This window comes from Roseburia lenta (genome assembly GCF_014287435.1).
Lineage (GTDB): Bacteria > Bacillota > Clostridia > Lachnospirales > Lachnospiraceae > Pararoseburia > Pararoseburia lenta.
The window spans coordinates 215193-230986 of record NZ_JACOPG010000004.1 but is presented as its reverse complement, the minus strand read 5'-3'; the positions used below and the strand labels follow the sequence as shown (position 1 = coordinate 230986).

Here is a 15794-nt window from a genome sequence, read left to right as displayed (position 1 = left end):
CGTCTCGCGCTTAAAAATTATTCTAGCACAACACTTCGTTTTGTCAACGAAATTCTATGATGAAATATATGCCGGCTCACAATAAAATATCTTTTTCGACAGGCGTGTAAAATATCTCCGCGATCTCTTTTGGATCTCTGGTAATGCCCAGGATCCACATCAATTTGGTCACGATCGCCTCTGTTGTCATGTCAAAAGCCTCGATCAGGGACAGTTTTTGCTTGATGGTCTGCCCCACTGCATAGACCTCCATATCACTACCCTCATGCGCCACCTGGGTGGTGACGACCAGGACTTTCTTCTCCTGCGTCCACTTGCTGATCTCCGCCTCAAAAGCATGGTCACCGTAATAAGGCACACCGCCCACACCAAAACTTTCCAGAACGACCGCGTCATAGTGCTCTTTCAGATAATCAAAAATGGCAGGATCGATCCCCGGTATCATTTTCAAAACAAATACCCTCGCCGAAAAATCATGGTAAAAAATAGGATTGCCCTCCGGCTTTGGCTCCTCGATATAAAAGACCAGTCGGTGATTGCGAAAGATGGCGATCTGTGGATAATCAATGCTGGAAAAAGCATTATAACTTTTTGTCCGGGATTTTCTTGCCCGCGTTCCCAGGATGACCTTGTTATCAAAGATCACATGCACACCGCATGCACGGTCATCCGCCGCATAGATAAAAGCATTGAGCAGGTTGTCTCTCGCATCCGTATTCTCCGCCGCGATCGTCACCTGGGATCCCGTAATAACGATAGGCTTTCTGCTGTTTTGGATAAAATAGGACAGGGCTGCCGCTGTATAAGCCAGCGTATCCGTTCCATGCGTCACGACAAAGCCATCGTAAGCCGCATAATTTTCCTCGATACAGGAAACCAGTGCCTTCCAATGCTTGGCATAGACATTGGTGCTGTCAATATTAAATAACTGAATGGCGTCGATCTGACAGAGTTTTGACACTTCCGGTATATAGGTCAGGATCTCCTCTGAGGTGATCTCCGGTCGCAATCCTTCTTTTGTCTCAACGGAAGCGATCGTTCCGCCAACAGCGATCATACAAATCTTTTTCATTTTCTATCTCTCTTTTCTTCTCGGCATAGACAATATGTGGCAACTGCATCTTTTAAACATATGGTCTCAAAATATATATCATATCCACCGTAGGTCAGGTTTCCAAGTCCATGCATGCCTTGTGACGGCTTTGTTTTTAAAGTTTGTAAAAGCGGACTCATGTTGCAATTTTGGCACACTTCTGTCAATGCTATATCCAGACATTTTGCTAGTGCTTCCTTGCATGTCCAAAGAAGGGTAAAATAAAAATCGGTCTCGGTTGTCTTTTGCAAAAAGACCTGCTCCGCCTCAGTAAAAAAGCGTCTGCACAGACTGTCCCGATAGCGTCCCAGCATCTCAACATCCACTCCCACCATCTGATCCGCCACGATACAGGCACACCAGCCTTTACAATGTGACAGGGAAAATTGAACGTCCTCTAAAAAAGGTTTGCCCCTCTCCGACATGCCATAGGAAAAAGGTGCAGACAGCCCCCGGACTCGTAACATATCTTCCAAAAGGTGACCAGCGCAAATGCTCTGCCTACGGGAAGATCTGCTTTTTATGGCATCCGCCTTTTCTTTTCTGGCAGGACTTAACGATGCGTAGTAGTCTTTGATCTTGGCATCCGCTTCTTCCGTATCCGCAGGCGGGATCTGCTCCAGCCCAAGATCAGCAAAATCTGAAATCTTCATAATGACAAAGCCCCTGTTTGTACCATTCACACTTACTGCAAGACGACTCAAATACTTCTTTTGTCAGATACTTGTCCGCCTGCTGCATGAGCTGACCATATGTGTAGGTCTGCCCCTCCAAAAGATGCAGAGGTTCCAGCAGATGCTGATCCTTGCTCTTGACATGATTGGTCGCATCCAGGCAATATTTACCCTCCACCAGATTCGGACATTTTTTGCAGATCTCATCCGGATCACTCACCAGTAAAAGCGGCTCGTCTGCGTGATCTTTGAGCCAGGTGACCATCTTAGTCATATTCTGGCAAAATGCCCCGCTGTAACCATAGCCCTGATATAAATTGGTACACATAATGTGATGTACACGAAAATGCTTCATTTCTTTTCTCCCTCGTATACCGGCTCTTCTGTATCCAGCCCAAAATACGCTATCTTTTCCACATCCTGTGCCAAGATCTGACTTCCCAGATCATACACGATATTGGAAAGGACATACTCATCCTGATTGACATAGATTTCTATAATATTTGCATCCACATAAATATCAAGATGTCTGCCATCCTGCAAGATGGGCGTGCAAAACTCCTTGCCCACTTGGGCTTCCTCGCCAAAAAGATCCGCTCTTTCTATGGCCAAGACCTTGCTTCTGTCCGTATAGACCTTTTCCTGATAAAAGCGGATGACATAGCCCCCGATATCTATATGTGCTCCCTCCAAAAGATCCAGACTGATCTTTAATGGTCTTTGATCCCGCAGGACATCTTCTGCCTGTTTCTTTTGCAAAACTCTTGTAAAAAGGCTCTCCACCGCCGGATGCAGTCCAAAACGCAAGTCACCCTCTTTTTGCCTGACCAGACGCGGAAAGGTCAGCATACCGATCCTGCCGTCTGCAAGCGGACGCGGCATACGCATCCATGCCATGACAATGCGTCTGCCTTTTTCATCCAGTGTACTTTGCGGTGCATAAAGATCCATGCCATAATCTATGAAACGGGGGTGTGACAGGATCTTTGCCTGCTTTTTTCCCGGATCAAAGGACAATTTTGTCCAGACTGACTGATTGGGATAACTTGTCCCGGTCTTTTCTATGCCAATGGGCGACATGATCAGATAATGTTCTCCGTCTATGGAAAAAATATCCGGGCATTCCCAGGTATGGCTCTTGATGCGCTCGTCGCTTACCACGGATGCAAATTGCCAGTGCAGACCATCCCTGCTGCTATAGAGCAAAAGATTTCCCTGCTCCCCCTTACGGCTGCCCAGGACCATAAAATACTGTTCCCTTTCCTGCCAGACTTTTGGGTCTCTGGTATCTCCGGGATGACCGACCTCATTTTCCGAAAACGTCGGGATGATAATGCGTTTTTCTTCCGCCGGAAAATGCATGCCATCCGGGCTTTCCAGCATTGCCTGACATGCGATCAGCCCACTGCCGCTCACATGAATATTTGCCGGATCCATGGATGCATAGACGATCGCAGTGTAGTACAGATACATTTTCCCATCGATCTCTATGGCAGACCCGGAAAAACAGCCATTACGGTCAAAATCCCTGCTGGGATATAAGGCGATCCCCTCATCTTTCCAATGCACAAGGTCTGTCGAGGTCTTGTGCCCCCAGTGCATGGTTCCCCACCGGCTTTCGTAGGGAAAATATTGATAAAATATGTGGTATTTGCCCCGGTAGTAGATAAATCCATTGGGATCATTCATCCAATGATCTCTGGGCAGAAAATGTAACGTTACCGCCATCTCTTACGCCTCCTCATGCGTCAGTACGTCCGATACCTCCGTGATCGTCACATAGGCATGCCGATCCTGTTCCTGCACGATCTGTCTCACTTTATTGATCTGGAAACGGTTGACAACAAAATAGATCATGGTCTTATCCTTATCCGAATAGTAGCCCTTGGCTCCCAGAAGCGTGATCCCGTTACCAAATTCAGAAGAAAGTGCCTCGCAGATATTGTCGGGATGGTTGGTGATGATCATGACGGATTTCGCCTTATCCAGACCTTCCGCAACAAAGTCCACTGCCTTGAGCGCGATCGCATATGTGATGATCGAGTAAAGCGGCAGGATCCAACTGCCCATGACAATGCCCGCAAACACATACAAAATAACATTGTAGCCCATAACAAAAGTTCCCACCGTAATGCCAAGTTTTTTTGAAAAAAGGATGGCTAAGATCTCCACGCCATCGATGGCACCGCCGTAGCGTATGGTCAGACCACTGCCGATACCGGAGATCAGTCCGCCAAAGATGGCACAGAGCAAAAGATCCTGCTCTGCCAAAGGCGAGGCGATCGTCACATCCACCGGCAGGATATCCGTGATGATCCAGGTTCCCATAGAATAGACAAAAACGGCATAGACCGAATAGAGGGTAAAGGATATGCCCATTTTTTTGTAACCATATAAAAACAAAGGGAAGTTTAAGAGCAAAAGAAATACCGACAGGGACAGATAGCCCGGTGTCACCTGCGCCAGCAACATGGAAGTCCCTGAGATCCCAGAGTCATACAGATTGACCGGGTACAAAAAACAGGTCACGCCAAAGGCGTTGATCAAACCTGCGATCGTTAGCATAACAAAGTTTTTGGGTTGTAATACGTCTTTTTTCATCTAGTCTCCTCTCATTTCAAACGGCGTTTACAAGACTTCATAAAAACTAAAATATGCTTTATTGTACCAAAAAATGCCCCTTGTCTCAACCTATGCTTACTCTCTTTGACTGTCGCCTGTCACATAATCAATGACAATGCCCGGCTGCACATTATAGCAAAAGACATCAAAGCAGATGCCCTGTCCTGCATCTTCTACCGACCATGCTTCCATGTGCACGCCCCGCGCCACAAGATCGTCTCCCGAAAAGATCGGCCTTACCCGGTACAAAACATGGTTTCCGGTCTCATCCACATACGCGTCTACCATATCCTCAAAAGGCAGCATGCCCTCCACATTCAGATAACGCGTACCTGTAATGAGATTTTTTTCATTGGCATTTTCTCCGGTCAGTTGATAGCCGATCAGATGGCAGCGGTTATACAGATAATTGCCGTCGATCAGATCGTTATATTTGACCGTATGCCAGCCACTCGGCCGTACCTGTCCGATCTCCCCGCGCTTCTCTGTCGGCTGGGTCTGGGGACAGACATTGGCAAAGGTCAGTGTACATCTTCCCAGATCGTCTAGATCTCCATAGTAGGTAAATGCCTCAGTGGTCTTCTTTTCCTCCTCTGTAAAATCCGGCACATTGTCCCCTAAGACTACATAGGGGGCTCCACTATAGTCCGGTATGTCACTTAGTTCTTCCGCACCTACTTCTGTCGTAATGCCGTTCGGGAGTTTCTGGTCCGTGGTATCCTGCCCCATGCGTCCCAGATTCATGCCGATCAAAAGTGCCACGATCGCCATAGCGGTTGCTGTCATCTTATTTCTTTTTAGTTTTTTATATCTGCTCATCATCTTTTCCTTGTCATGTATTTTATTCTTTTTATGCCCGTCTATTATAGCGCATTTTTCCTCTGCCTTGCATCCCCTTTTATTTTGTGATTTAATAAGCGCGAAGATGCAAAAAGGAGGTTGATTTCCAATAAAGAAAGAATTGAACTGGGCAGTGATCGGTACCGGCGTGATCGCTAATGAAATGGCACAGGCACTGCAAAAAATGGACAAAAAACTCTACGGTGTCGCCAACCGCACACAGGAAAAAGCCCTTGCCTTCCCCAACCGGCTCCGACGAGCAGGCGACCATGCTTTTACAAAATGATCTGGGGCAGATGGCTACCGTAGCCTTATCCATGCATTCCAAGCAGCCAAAACGCACCATGATCAGTTTAGAAAAAGGCTATATCGAGATCATGGAATACCCACGAGCCGATAAAGCCTCTATCGTCGATGCCGCAGCGGGCGACAGACGCGAGATCTGCGCCGGTCAAGCGGCAAATGCCCTCTATTATGAAATGGAGGATATGGAAGATGCCATCCTTTCCGGGAATGACAGCATCATGCGCCTTGCCCAGACTAAAGATGTCATGGATATCATGACAAAGGTCCGTAAAGACTGGAATCTAAAGTACCCGGGCGAAGTCTGGTAATTAGTGAACGCGCACCTTTCCCACACATTTTTTGACCGGGGATGCCTGACTTCCTGCACGCATGCCAGGTTTATGTGCGATGCTCGGTGGCAGGATCGCGTAGGAACCGGAAGATAATACCATATGGCACATTTCTGCAGGTTCCTGCCAAAATGCCACGTCACGGTCTGCGTCATAGGCTTCCTCTACAGTAAGCCCTGCCACATTTACCGTATCAATGGCTTCCTCGCCGGAAATGATCCACTGAATATCCGTATAGTTCTTGTGGGTTTCCAGACGACAATCTGCCGCTTCCTTGGTCTCATACTCCTGGATCATAAAGTAGAAATCTCCATCCACTTCATATGTGCCGACTGCCATAGTGGCTAAGTCCTCTTCTTTTAAATATGCTACTGCTTCCTCTAAAGTCATTTGTATTCTCCTTTGTCAAAAATCCTATCCTCTACTCTAGCACTTTTTCTATCTGTATGCAAAATTGCTACTCCAGGTTTACCTGAATGCTGCCTCTCGCATGTCTTCCCTTACAAATAATGCGATACCTGCCATCCTTAGGAACCACTATGGTCTGGATATCCTCACTCCAATCTTCATAAGATTGACTTGCAAGGACTTGACCCTCGCTATCCTCGATCGTGATCTCAATATAACCATCATCAATATCATGCCCGATTGCGATCTGATCCCCTTTTTGCGCCTCATACTCGCGTTCCAGTTCCGTATTCATCCGTTTGCTCTCTATGGAAAAACCATTGTCCCGGTCTGTGACCGAATAATCGGAACGATTGGCATATAGGATCAGAATACCGGTCACCAGAGCCAGCGCTACCCAAAGTACCGCCAATCCTATATATTTGTACTTAACGCCTTCTGCCGCCTCTGTTTCCTCTGCCAGTTTCTTTTCACATTTATAAAACTGCATTGTCAATACTCCTAAGTATAAGAGCGCCAGCAGAATGGTTATCCAAAGTATCGTGGTGATGATGAGTCCGCTTTTTCCGGATCCCATGTAGATCAGTGAATCCAAGCCGATCCAAAAAATAATATCTGATACGCAAAGGGTAAGATAAGGGATATATCTTGCCTTAAAGACACGCCGTACCATGGCAAGCCGGGATGCATCGTCACAAAAAATATCTTCATCCTCTGCGATATCCTCTTTTTTCTTCCGAAAATAAGAACTCTCATCAAAATCAAACAAATATTCCCAGCCGCAGTCCGCAAACATCTGTATATAGGCGTCTCCACCGGTCTGATCATAGTCGGTGCGGTAGATCACATCCTCCGGCTGACACTTTTCAAAAATATAGGCACGGACATAGAGATAACGGAGTGATATCTTTACCAGTTTCCAGCCTTGCTGATGCATTTTGCGCAAATATGCTTCTTCTTTTTCATATTCTGCAATGGAAAAATACTTAAAAGTGATCTTCTTATCTTTCATAGCTACATCTCCTTCATATTCCGGTACAATCGATCAATTCGTTTCTTTTCGGTTTCCAGCACTTCCCTGCCGAGTGCCGTGATCTCGTATATTTTCCGCTTGTCCTCCTCTCGCACAAAAGAGATCAGTCCGTCCTTTTCCATCTTTGACAGACTGCCATACATGGTTCCCGGTGCCAATACAATGTCACCACCCGTCATAGTTTTTACCTTTTGCACAATGCCATAACCATGGTTGGGTTCCTGTAAACACAGTAAAATGTAAAAACCTGTCTCCGTCATTGGCACGTATACTTTTTTGATATGCGCATCCATGATAAAACCTCTTATATTCCAGAATATATATCGCACTTCGATATATCATATTGTATCGCAGTGCGATATATGTGTCAAGGAGTTTCTGTGCCCATACAAAAAGGCAGGAATTTCTTCCTGCCTTTCACTGTACTTTCTTCTTTTAATGATATTGCTTTAAATATACTTCCACTGACCTTGTCATTTCCTTAGAAAAGTCTGAATTGTATTTGCGCTCGCAGAATGCTGCGCACCAATCTTCAAAAGATCTTTGCTTACAATGGTGTGCCAACATACCACGCAGTTCTGCTCCATCCATACTGTGATACGTGTTTTCATGCACAATGTATTCCTGTGGGCAGCGTTCTGGTTTCTTGCGCATCTTTTGCTGGTCGGTCGGCCATCCGTAGACCAACATGGCTGCTGGAAATACATAGTCCGGCAAATGCAAAAGTTTTGCGACGTCTTCCTGATTTTCTATGATGTCACCGATATAGCAAGATCCAATGCCAAGACTTTCTGCCGCCACGACCGTATTTTGCGCTGCGATCGTCGCATCCGTGACCGCAAGCATGAGATCTCCCACACCGGGATGTCTTGGGCTGCAGCCTGCCTCTATATAGGCATCATACCATTTCTTACAATCTGCACAAAATACCTCCACCATATCTGCCTTTGCGATAAAAGGCTGATGGTCACAAAAATCTGCCAGCGTATCCTTGATCGCCTGATCCGTCACATCAATGATCGTATATAACTGCTGACATCCGGCAGAAGGTGCCTGCGCCGCCGTCTCTAAGATCGTCTTTTTCATGTCTGCCGGGATCGGTCTGTCCTCAAACACACGTACAGACTTTCTGTCATAAAGGCTTTTTATGATCTCATTCATCTTTTTGCCCCTTTACACCTGCACCAATTCATAGGCTCTCGTACCAAGCCCCATCTTCTCTGCATGATCCAGACAGGACTCCCACTCAGTATCCGGGTGCGTCATCTTAAAATGATCGTGTCCACAATGTGCATGCTCTTCTTCTGGTAAATTCTTTTCATTTTCATCTAACAGACTTCCTGACATCGCAGGCATTTTATTGCAAAGGTCAGCACATGCCTGGTCTAATGCTACCGGGTCAAAAGATGCAAGCATTCCGATATTCGGAATAATTGGAATATCATTTTCTGCATGGCAATCGCAGTTCGGTGAAACATCACAGATCAATGACACATGGAAGCACGGTCTGTCCTTACATACGGCATAGGCATACTCTGCCATCTTATAATTGAGCATTGCGATCGAATCTGCAAAATCCGCCGTGATGGCATCCTTTGGACAAACTGCCAGACATCTGCCACAGCCCACACACTTATCATGATCGATCGTCGCCTTGCCGTTTGCTATGACCGGCGCACCATGTGCACAGATACGGCTGCAGGCACCACAGCCCACACACAGATCCTTATCTGCACTCGGCTTGCCCTCACAGTGCTGTTCCATCTTACCGGCTCTTGATCCGCAGCCCATACCGATATTTTTGATCGCACCGCCAAAACCTGCCGTCTCGTGTCCCTTAAAGTGTGTCAGAGAAATAAAGACATCTGCATCCATAATGGCATGTCCGATCTTGGCTTCCTTTACATATTCCCCATCGATTGGAACAATCGTCTCGTCCGTTCCCTTTAAGCCATCACCAATGATCACATGGCAGCCTGTCTGTAAGGGCGAAAATCCGTTGACATAGGCTGTATCCAGATGATCCAGCGCATTCTTTCTGCTGCCGACATAAAGGGTATTGCAATCCGTAAGAAATGCCTTTCCGCCGAGTTCCTTGACATAATCTGCAACCACCTTGGCATAATTTGGACGAAGAAATGCAAGATTTCCATATTCTCCAAAATGGATCTTGATGGCAGCATATTTTTCATTAAAATCAATGTTTTCAAATCCAGCCTGCTTCATAAGACGATGCAGTTTCTGGATCAGGTTTTCATGTTCTGTCGTTTTAAAAGATGTGAAATATACTTTTGATTCTCCCATGATCTTCCCTTTTCTTTCTCTTAAATACTTATATGTACTATAAAATCCCCGTGCCAAATAGCACGGGGATCCCATGATCCCAGACCGGGATATTATTGTCTATTTTTAGAACTTGCCAGCGTCAGCAGCCTCTTGAACGGATACAGCAACAGCAACGGTAGCACCTACCATTGGGTTGTTACCCATACCGATCAGTCCCATCATCTCAACGTGAGCCGGAACAGAAGAAGAACCTGCGAACTGTGCATCAGAATGCATACGTCCTAAAGTATCTGTCATACCATAAGAAGCAGGACCTGCTGCCATGTTGTCCGGATGAAGTGTACGTCCTGTACCACCGCCTGATGCTACTGAGAAGTACTTTTTACCCTGCTCGATACACTCTTTCTTGTATGTACCTGCTACCGGATGCTGGAAACGTGTTGGGTTGGTTGAGTTACCTGTGATAGATACACCAACGTTCTCAAAGTGCATGATCGCAACACCTTCCTGAACATCATCAGCACCATAACACTTAACAGATGCACGAAGTCCATCTGAGTATGCCTTTTCATATACTACATTAAGTTTTGCTTCCTTGTAGTCATACTTTGTCTCAACGTAAGTAAATCCGTTGATACGGGAAATGATCTGTGCAGCATCTTTTCCAAGACCATTTAAGATAACACGCAGAGGTTTCTGACGAACCTTGTTTGCCTTCTCAGCGATACCGATCGCACCTTCTGCTGCTGCAAATGACTCATGTCCTGCTAAGAAGCAGAAGCACTCTGTCTCTTCCTCTAATAACATCTTTCCAAGGTTACCATGTCCAAGACCTACCTTACGGTGATCTGCTACAGAACCAGGGATACAGAATGCCTGAAGTCCTTCACCGATTGCAGCTGCTGCATCAGCGGCTCTACGGCATCCCTTCTTGATTGCGATCGCTGCACCTACTGTGTATGCCCAGCATGCATTTTCAAAACAGATCGGCTGGATCTTCTTAACCTGCTCATATACATCAAGTCCAGCATCCTTTGTGATCTTCTCAGCTTCTTCGATAGAGCTGATACCATAACTATTTAAAACAGCATTGATCTGGTCAATTCTTCTTTCATATGATTCAAATAAAGCCATCTTCTTACGTCTCCTTTCTACTACTCTACTCTTGGGTCGATGATCTTAACAGCGCCCTGCTCTGGTGTAACACGTCCGTAAGAACCGGAAGCCTTTTCCCAAGCAGTATTTGCGTCATCACCCTTTTTGATGAAGTCTGTCATCTTTCCAAGGGAAACGAACTGGTAACCGATAACTTCGTCGTCAGCATCAAGAGCAATACCTGTAACATAGCCTTCTGCCATTTCCAGATAACGAACACCCTTTGCCTTGGTTGCGTACATAGTACCAACCTGGGAACGAAGACCCTTTCCTAAGTCTTCAAGTCCGGCACCGATAGCAAGTCCATCATCAGAGAATGCAGACTGTGTACGTCCGTAAACGATCTGTAAGAATAACTCTCTCATTGCTGTATTGATAGCATCACAAACAAGGTCTGTGTTTAATGCTTCAAGAATTGTCTTGCCCTGCAAGATCTCTGCTGCCATTGCTGCGGAATGTGTCATACCAGAACATCCGATTGTCTCTACCAATGCTTCTTCAATAACACCGTTCTTAACATTCAAAGACAACTTACATGCGCCCTGCTGAGGAGCACACCAGCCCACACCATGTGTAAAGCCTGAAATATCTTCAATCTTCTTAGAATGCACCCATTTTCCTTCTTCAGGAATTGGAGCTGGTTCATGTTTTGCGCCCTTTGCAACAGGACACATGTTTTCAACTTCCTTTGTGTAAATCATTATAAGACTCCTTTCATAATACATAAAGCATGCATCATATGGCTATGCCTTGCTTAGTTAAAAAAATAACTAACACACTCTGCTTATTTTCTCACATTTTCTGCGGTTCGTCTAGACCTTTTTCTCTTTCCTTGCGCTTTCCTACGCTTCTTTTTTTACCACGTGGTCTTTATCTTTAAAAATGGAGTTTGCCGGGATGACTCCACGTACACAAGATACTGGATAAATATTAGAATGTGAGCATACCACCGTACCTGGATTTAATACACTGTTACATCCAACTTCTACATAATCGCCAAGCATTGCACCGAATTTTTTAAGGCCTGTCGCAATCTCTTCCTTGCTTTCATAGCGGTCTTTTACAACCACAAGTGTCTTATCACTCTTAACATTAGAGGTAATGGAACCAGCCCCCATATGTGAATGGAAACCAAGTACGGAATCTCCAACATAATTATAATGTGGTACCTGAACAACATTAAACAGAATCACATTTTTCAATTCTGTTGAATTCCCTACAACACAGTTCTTACCAACAATAACATTGCCACGGATAAATGCGCCCGGACGTACTTCGGTGTCTTCATCAATGATGAGCGGACCATTTAATGTAGCTGTTGCTGCAATGGATACCGATTTTGCAATCCAGATATTTTCTCCACGCCGTTCAAAAACTTCCGGGTCAAGCTTTGGTCCGATTTCTTTAATGAACTCTCCTATTTTTGGCAATGCCTCCCATGGATAATCCACGGTTTCAAGCAATGGTGCTGCCAATGTCTGTGTCAGGTCATACATGTTTTTTACTTTGCAATGTTCCATTTTCTTTTCCATCCTTTTCTATTTTTTATAATATTGTGCTGCTGCACGGTACATACCCTGCATGGCATATTGATTGTTATTTGCCAGCACACGTGCTGTCTTTTGTTTGATAAAATTCTCTAATTTTACCATATATTCATCTGCCGTGATCTCACCGTCTGCCACGTAGGTCAGCCCCTTTTCCCAACTTGCCGTCAACTCCGGATTTAAAAGTGACGGGATCGAAGCATTCACGACGTCAAAGATCATTTCTCCCTGTAAGGTCGGGGTGTAGATCTGGGTCTTTTTATTTAGGGCAATATACTTGTTATTTACCAGTTTCTTTAGGATCTCTGCACGCGTTGCAGAGGTTCCGATACCGCTTCCCTTGATCTGGGAACGCAATTCCTCATCCTCTATCAGTTGCCCGGCATTTTCCATGGCAAGGATCATAGCACCGGAATTGTAGCGCTTTGGCGGTGAAGTCTCGCCTTCCTTGATCTGCATGCTGCCGATCCCAACCTCATCGCCCTTTTTGATCTGGGCAAGGACTTCCGCCATATTGATGTTTAAATTCTCGTCCTCTTCGCCCTCGTTTTCCTCCGAGCCATTATCCACCGCTGCTGCCTCCTTGGCATCCGCCGTGGCAGTTTTTTTCTTGCGGAAAGAATATTCCATCAGGCTAAGATAGCCCGGCTCTTTTAAATATTTCTCGGATGCAAAGAAGTATTCACTTCCACTTTTTATAGTAAAATTTAACTTTTCATATTCTGCCGGCGGATAAAAGATCGCCAGAAAACGACGCACGATCGTCTCATAAATATAAACCGCCCTGCTATTTAATCCCTTTAAGGCAGACAAGCCCTGTCCGGTCGGAATGATGGCATAGTGGTCGGTGATCTGCTTGTCATTGACATAACGTGTCTTGGCAAGCCCCTTATACATCTCCTGATCCAGGATGGTCTGCGCGTAGTCCCGGACACCCGGAATGCCTAAAAGTCCACGGATATTCTTGTGGATCTCCTTTGCCACAGCCGTCGATAAGACTCTGGCATCCGTTCGCGGATAGGTAACCAATTTCTTTTCATAGAGTTCCTGCACGACCGCAAGTGTCTCGTCCGGGCTGATCTTAAAGAACTTGGAACAGTCATTCTGCAATTCCGCTAAGTTGTATAAAAGCGGCGGCTTTTTCTTTTCTTTCTTCTTTTCGATCTTCTCGATGCTTCCCTTTGCCTGTCCCATGATGCGCCGTTCTTCATCTAAAACCGCACTGCCGGGCTCCATCTCCAAGGTCTCCTCGATCAGTTTGACGGCACTCGCCATCTCTTTAAAGCCATTTTCCTTGTAAAGCAAAGGCGAATTCTCATAGCGCGATCCCACGACCGCTTTCCACTCCATGGAAAGATTAGCACCTGCCACATCGACCCCCGCCAGCACGCGGTAAAATGGTGTCTTTTCAAAATTGCGGATTTCTCTTTCCCGGCGCACGATCATGCCAAGAACACAGGTCATGACACGTCCGACCGACACCACACAATATTTTTCATTCAAAAAATTTGCCATGGAATTGCCATAGCGGATCGAGAGCAAGCGTGAAAAATTGATTCCCATCAGATAATCTTCTTTGGCGCGCAGATAGGCTGCATCGGACAAATTGTCATATTCCGAAAGATCTTTTGCCTCCTTGACCCCACGCAGGATTTCCTCCTCTGTCTGCGAATCAATCCAGACACGCTTTCTGACCTTGCCGGTCACGCCAGACATCTGTTCCACCAGACGATATATGTATTCTCCCTCACGTCCCGAGTCCGTACAGACATAGATGGTATCCACATCGTCCCGCTTCATCAGGCTGGTAACAATACCATACTGCTTGGCACTTGAAGATATGACCTCGTATTTGAACTCCGTCGGTAAAAAAGGAAGTGTCTCCAAACGCCATTTTTTGTATTTTTCATCATAAACATCGGGATAACTCATAGTCACCAGGTGTCCGACGCACCAGGTAATGACCATATGCTCTCCCTCCAGATAACCGTCACGTCTGCTCAGATTTTCACCCAAAGCCGCACCAAACTGCTGTGCAACGCTCGGTTTCTCTGCGATAAATAAGGATTTACCCATAAAATTATAACTCCGTCATATCTACCAGCACGATCTCTGCATGTTCTGCTGCCAGTTTTTCGATCTCTGCATCAAATTTCTTGGCAGAGAAGAGATAGATCACATTTGCAGAAATCTTTGCCTTTTTCATCTGCACCAAAAGTTTTTCGTATCTTCCATAGGAAAATTCATCCTCTGTCCAGCTGCAGATGCCAACTACATTTTCCCGCTGCGCATTTTGCCCGATAATATCAATGGATCCCTCTTTTCCTACCCAGGTTCCCATTTTTACAAGTTTGATCGGCACCTGTCCCACATGGTTTAACAGTTGCAGGTATTCTGTACAGACACTGACAAAATACTGCTGCAGATAGGTATCCAATTCCTTTTCAATATAAGTTTCATAAAATGCTTCCGCACTCATGACATAAAGATCTGACAAATGCGGATAGATAAAAGTGAACCAGAAATTCACAAAATGATTGCGAATGTGATAAACCCCTTTCTTGGAGTTATCCCAGCCGCCGGTCTCGAAGGAAACCACTTTTTCAACAACATCAAAAGCCGCCAGATTTTTCATATACACACTGATCTTTGCCCGCGAATAGCCGGTATCCATAAAAAGATCATTTAATTTTTCATGTCCGGATGCGATCGATGCCAAGATCGTGTCATAGACAGACAACTCCCGCAGTTCGCTTCCAATGAAATCCTCTGCCTCCGAAAACAGATAGCCATGCGGCCGCAGGATATTATTGCAGATATTTTCCTTGATGCTCTTTTTCCCATTCCAGCGGTTGAGATAATCCGGCACGCCGCCGATGATACCATAAGTCTCAACACACTGTGCCACCGAATACTCCGGGAAGGCACGAACGACATCCAGAAAACTCATATCATCCAACTTCATGACCTCATCGACCTTCGCCATGGCATCCCCCAGACAAGTTGCCATATCCTTATGCGCCCACGCTAAGGACGAATGACAGAGCAGGATCATGACCGGTCCCGGATAAAGCCTACGCGCCTTTAATTTTAAGATGCTTTCCATAAAATGCGGATCTTTTTTTACAATGCGGTCAAAAGCATCGATCATAAGAACCAGTTTGGACGCATCCCCACTCTTAACGCGGTTAAAGCACTCATCATAGGAATCGCGGGTCAGATTGACCTCGTACTGTTTTTCAATTTCCCTTTGCATCTGGTGCAGTTGTTCCTCGGCAGAGGCATTTCTGGCATGATAATAAAAGCACTTTTTATCCCTTGCAAAGAGTTGTAAGAGCAGTTCCATACCGCAACCGCTCCTGCCATACAAAATATACAACTGGTTGCCGCTCTTTTTATATAATTCTTCTAATTTCTTATACTCTGTGGCTCGTGTGATCATCTATGTTTCCCCATTTCTTTTTATCTCAAATACATAAATCTGCATTTAACAAGTCGCAA

18 protein-coding genes are annotated in these 15794 nt (G+C 45.5%); 2 read left to right on the top strand and 16 right to left on the bottom strand.

Translation table 11 applies throughout. The annotated features are described in order from the left end of the window. Positions 1 to 76 precede the first annotated feature (76 nt). From H8R94_RS10835 to H8R94_RS10810, 6 genes are all read right to left on the bottom strand, one after another. A complete protein-coding gene (locus H8R94_RS10835) occupies positions 77 to 1072 on the bottom strand; it encodes an asparaginase (RefSeq protein ID WP_118535544.1) in 996 nt (331 codons plus the stop codon). Further along, positions 1069 to 1746 carry a 4'-phosphopantetheinyl transferase family protein gene (locus H8R94_RS10830; protein WP_118535545.1) on the bottom strand — a complete coding sequence of 226 codons (678 nt, stop codon included), beginning with the start codon at positions 1744 to 1746 and terminating at the stop codon, positions 1069 to 1071. The genes H8R94_RS10835 and H8R94_RS10830 overlap by 4 nt, the downstream gene beginning before the upstream one ends. Beyond that, positions 1724 to 2122, bottom strand: a complete 399-nt coding sequence (locus H8R94_RS10825; protein ID WP_178010026.1) for a DUF1284 domain-containing protein — start codon at positions 2120 to 2122, stop codon at positions 1724 to 1726. Before H8R94_RS10825 ends, H8R94_RS10830 begins: the two co-directional genes overlap by 23 nt. Then, positions 2119 to 3495 carry a glycoside hydrolase family 32 protein gene (locus H8R94_RS10820; RefSeq protein WP_186854646.1) on the bottom strand — a complete coding sequence of 459 codons (1377 nt, stop codon included), beginning with the start codon at positions 3493 to 3495 and terminating at the stop codon, positions 2119 to 2121. Before H8R94_RS10820 ends, H8R94_RS10825 begins: the two co-directional genes overlap by 4 nt. 3 nt (positions 3496 to 3498) lie before the next feature. Then, positions 3499 to 4368 (bottom strand): YitT family protein, encoded by an 870-nt coding sequence (locus H8R94_RS10815; protein ID WP_118281975.1) that lies wholly within the window; start codon positions 4366 to 4368, stop codon positions 3499 to 3501. Between the two features lie 96 nt (positions 4369 to 4464). Further along, positions 4465 to 5208, bottom strand: a complete 744-nt coding sequence (locus H8R94_RS10810; RefSeq protein ID WP_330428897.1) for a DNA/RNA non-specific endonuclease — start codon at positions 5206 to 5208, stop codon at positions 4465 to 4467. A 142-nt stretch (positions 5209 to 5350) separates the two neighbouring features. Here H8R94_RS10810 and H8R94_RS12215 point away from each other — a divergent pair, with 142 nt between their 5' ends. Both H8R94_RS12215 and H8R94_RS10805 read left to right on the top strand, forming a co-directional pair. Then, the gene (locus H8R94_RS12215; RefSeq protein WP_243238500.1) at positions 5351 to 5515 is read left to right on the top strand and encodes a hypothetical protein; all 165 of its coding nucleotides are present in this window, start codon (positions 5351 to 5353) and stop codon (positions 5513 to 5515) included. Then, positions 5499 to 5843 carry a hypothetical protein gene (locus H8R94_RS10805; RefSeq protein ID WP_243238499.1) on the top strand — a complete coding sequence of 115 codons (345 nt, stop codon included), beginning with the start codon at positions 5499 to 5501 and terminating at the stop codon, positions 5841 to 5843. The genes H8R94_RS12215 and H8R94_RS10805 overlap by 17 nt, the downstream gene beginning before the upstream one ends. Here H8R94_RS10805 and H8R94_RS10800 read toward each other — a convergent pair whose 3' ends face one another. The 10 genes from H8R94_RS10800 to H8R94_RS10755 all read right to left on the bottom strand — a co-directional run bounded on the left by H8R94_RS10800 (position 5844) and on the right by H8R94_RS10755 (position 15735). Continuing rightward, positions 5844 to 6254 carry a YhcH/YjgK/YiaL family protein gene (locus tag H8R94_RS10800; RefSeq protein ID WP_118281976.1) on the bottom strand — a complete coding sequence of 137 codons (411 nt, stop codon included), beginning with the start codon at positions 6252 to 6254 and terminating at the stop codon, positions 5844 to 5846. 67 nt (positions 6255 to 6321) lie between these two features. Further along, on the bottom strand, positions 6322 to 7284 hold the full coding sequence (locus tag H8R94_RS10795) for a DUF2812 domain-containing protein (protein ID WP_186854645.1): 963 nt from the start codon (positions 7282 to 7284) through the stop codon (positions 6322 to 6324). A gap of 2 nt (positions 7285 to 7286) precedes the next feature. Beyond that, positions 7287 to 7598, bottom strand: coding sequence for a PadR family transcriptional regulator (locus H8R94_RS10790; protein WP_118281978.1), 312 nt, complete (start codon positions 7596 to 7598; stop codon positions 7287 to 7289). Positions 7599 to 7740: 142 nt separating this feature from the next. Next, complete coding sequence (locus tag H8R94_RS10785; protein WP_186854644.1) at positions 7741 to 8466, bottom strand: nitroreductase family protein; 726 nt, start codon at positions 8464 to 8466, stop codon at positions 7741 to 7743. Positions 8467 to 8478: 12 nt separating this feature from the next. After that, positions 8479 to 9609 (bottom strand): DUF362 domain-containing protein, encoded by a 1131-nt coding sequence (locus H8R94_RS10780; RefSeq protein ID WP_186854643.1) that lies wholly within the window; start codon positions 9607 to 9609, stop codon positions 8479 to 8481. Between the two features lie 105 nt (positions 9610 to 9714). Further along, positions 9715 to 10725, bottom strand: a complete 1011-nt coding sequence (locus tag H8R94_RS10775; protein WP_118281982.1) for a GGGtGRT protein — start codon at positions 10723 to 10725, stop codon at positions 9715 to 9717. 20 nt (positions 10726 to 10745) lie between these two features. Further along, entirely contained in the window at positions 10746 to 11447 is a 702-nt protein-coding gene (locus H8R94_RS10770) for an iron-sulfur cluster assembly scaffold protein (protein WP_118281983.1), read from the bottom strand. 141 nt (positions 11448 to 11588) lie between these two features. After that, positions 11589 to 12266 (bottom strand): LbetaH domain-containing protein, encoded by a 678-nt coding sequence (locus tag H8R94_RS10765; protein WP_118281984.1) that lies wholly within the window; start codon positions 12264 to 12266, stop codon positions 11589 to 11591. An 18-nt stretch (positions 12267 to 12284) separates the two neighbouring features. Continuing rightward, on the bottom strand, positions 12285 to 14369 hold the full coding sequence (locus H8R94_RS10760; RefSeq protein WP_186854642.1) for a DNA topoisomerase: 2085 nt from the start codon (positions 14367 to 14369) through the stop codon (positions 12285 to 12287). A gap of 4 nt (positions 14370 to 14373) precedes the next feature. Then, positions 14374 to 15735, bottom strand: a complete 1362-nt coding sequence (locus tag H8R94_RS10755) for an ATP-binding protein (RefSeq protein WP_118535553.1) — start codon at positions 15733 to 15735, stop codon at positions 14374 to 14376. Between the last annotated feature and the right edge of the window lie 59 nt (positions 15736 to 15794).

Coding starts and splice junctions, on each gene's coding strand:
- H8R94_RS10835 (WP_118535544.1), bottom strand. CDS start 1,072: ATGAAAAAGATTTGTATGATCGCTGTTGGCGGAACGATCGCTTCCGTT.
- H8R94_RS10830 (WP_118535545.1), bottom strand. CDS start 1,746: ATGAAGATTTCAGATTTTGCTGATCTTGGGCTGGAGCAGATCCCGCCT.
- H8R94_RS10825 (WP_178010026.1), bottom strand. CDS start 2,122: ATGAAGCATTTTCGTGTACATCACATTATGTGTACCAATTTATATCAG.
- H8R94_RS10820 (WP_186854646.1), bottom strand. CDS start 3,495: ATGGCGGTAACGTTACATTTTCTGCCCAGAGATCATTGGATGAATGAT.
- H8R94_RS10815 (WP_118281975.1), bottom strand. CDS start 4,368: ATGAAAAAAGACGTATTACAACCCAAAAACTTTGTTATGCTAACGATC.
- H8R94_RS10810 (WP_330428897.1), bottom strand. CDS start 5,208: ATGAGCAGATATAAAAAACTAAAAAGAAATAAGATGACAGCAACCGCT.
- H8R94_RS10805 (WP_243238499.1), top strand. CDS start 5,499: ATGCTTTTACAAAATGATCTGGGGCAGATGGCTACCGTAGCCTTATCC.
- H8R94_RS10800 (WP_118281976.1), bottom strand. CDS start 6,254: ATGACTTTAGAGGAAGCAGTAGCATATTTAAAAGAAGAGGACTTAGCC.
- H8R94_RS10795 (WP_186854645.1), bottom strand. CDS start 7,284: ATGAAAGATAAGAAGATCACTTTTAAGTATTTTTCCATTGCAGAATAT.
- H8R94_RS10790 (WP_118281978.1), bottom strand. CDS start 7,598: ATGGATGCGCATATCAAAAAAGTATACGTGCCAATGACGGAGACAGGT.
- H8R94_RS10785 (WP_186854644.1), bottom strand. CDS start 8,466: ATGAATGAGATCATAAAAAGCCTTTATGACAGAAAGTCTGTACGTGTG.
- H8R94_RS10780 (WP_186854643.1), bottom strand. CDS start 9,609: ATGGGAGAATCAAAAGTATATTTCACATCTTTTAAAACGACAGAACAT.
- H8R94_RS10775 (WP_118281982.1), bottom strand. CDS start 10,725: ATGGCTTTATTTGAATCATATGAAAGAAGAATTGACCAGATCAATGCT.
- H8R94_RS10770 (WP_118281983.1), bottom strand. CDS start 11,447: ATGATTTACACAAAGGAAGTTGAAAACATGTGTCCTGTTGCAAAGGGC.
- H8R94_RS10765 (WP_118281984.1), bottom strand. CDS start 12,266: ATGGAACATTGCAAAGTAAAAAACATGTATGACCTGACACAGACATTG.
- H8R94_RS10760 (WP_186854642.1), bottom strand. CDS start 14,369: ATGGGTAAATCCTTATTTATCGCAGAGAAACCGAGCGTTGCACAGCAG.
- H8R94_RS10755 (WP_118535553.1), bottom strand. CDS start 15,735: ATGATCACACGAGCCACAGAGTATAAGAAATTAGAAGAATTATATAAA.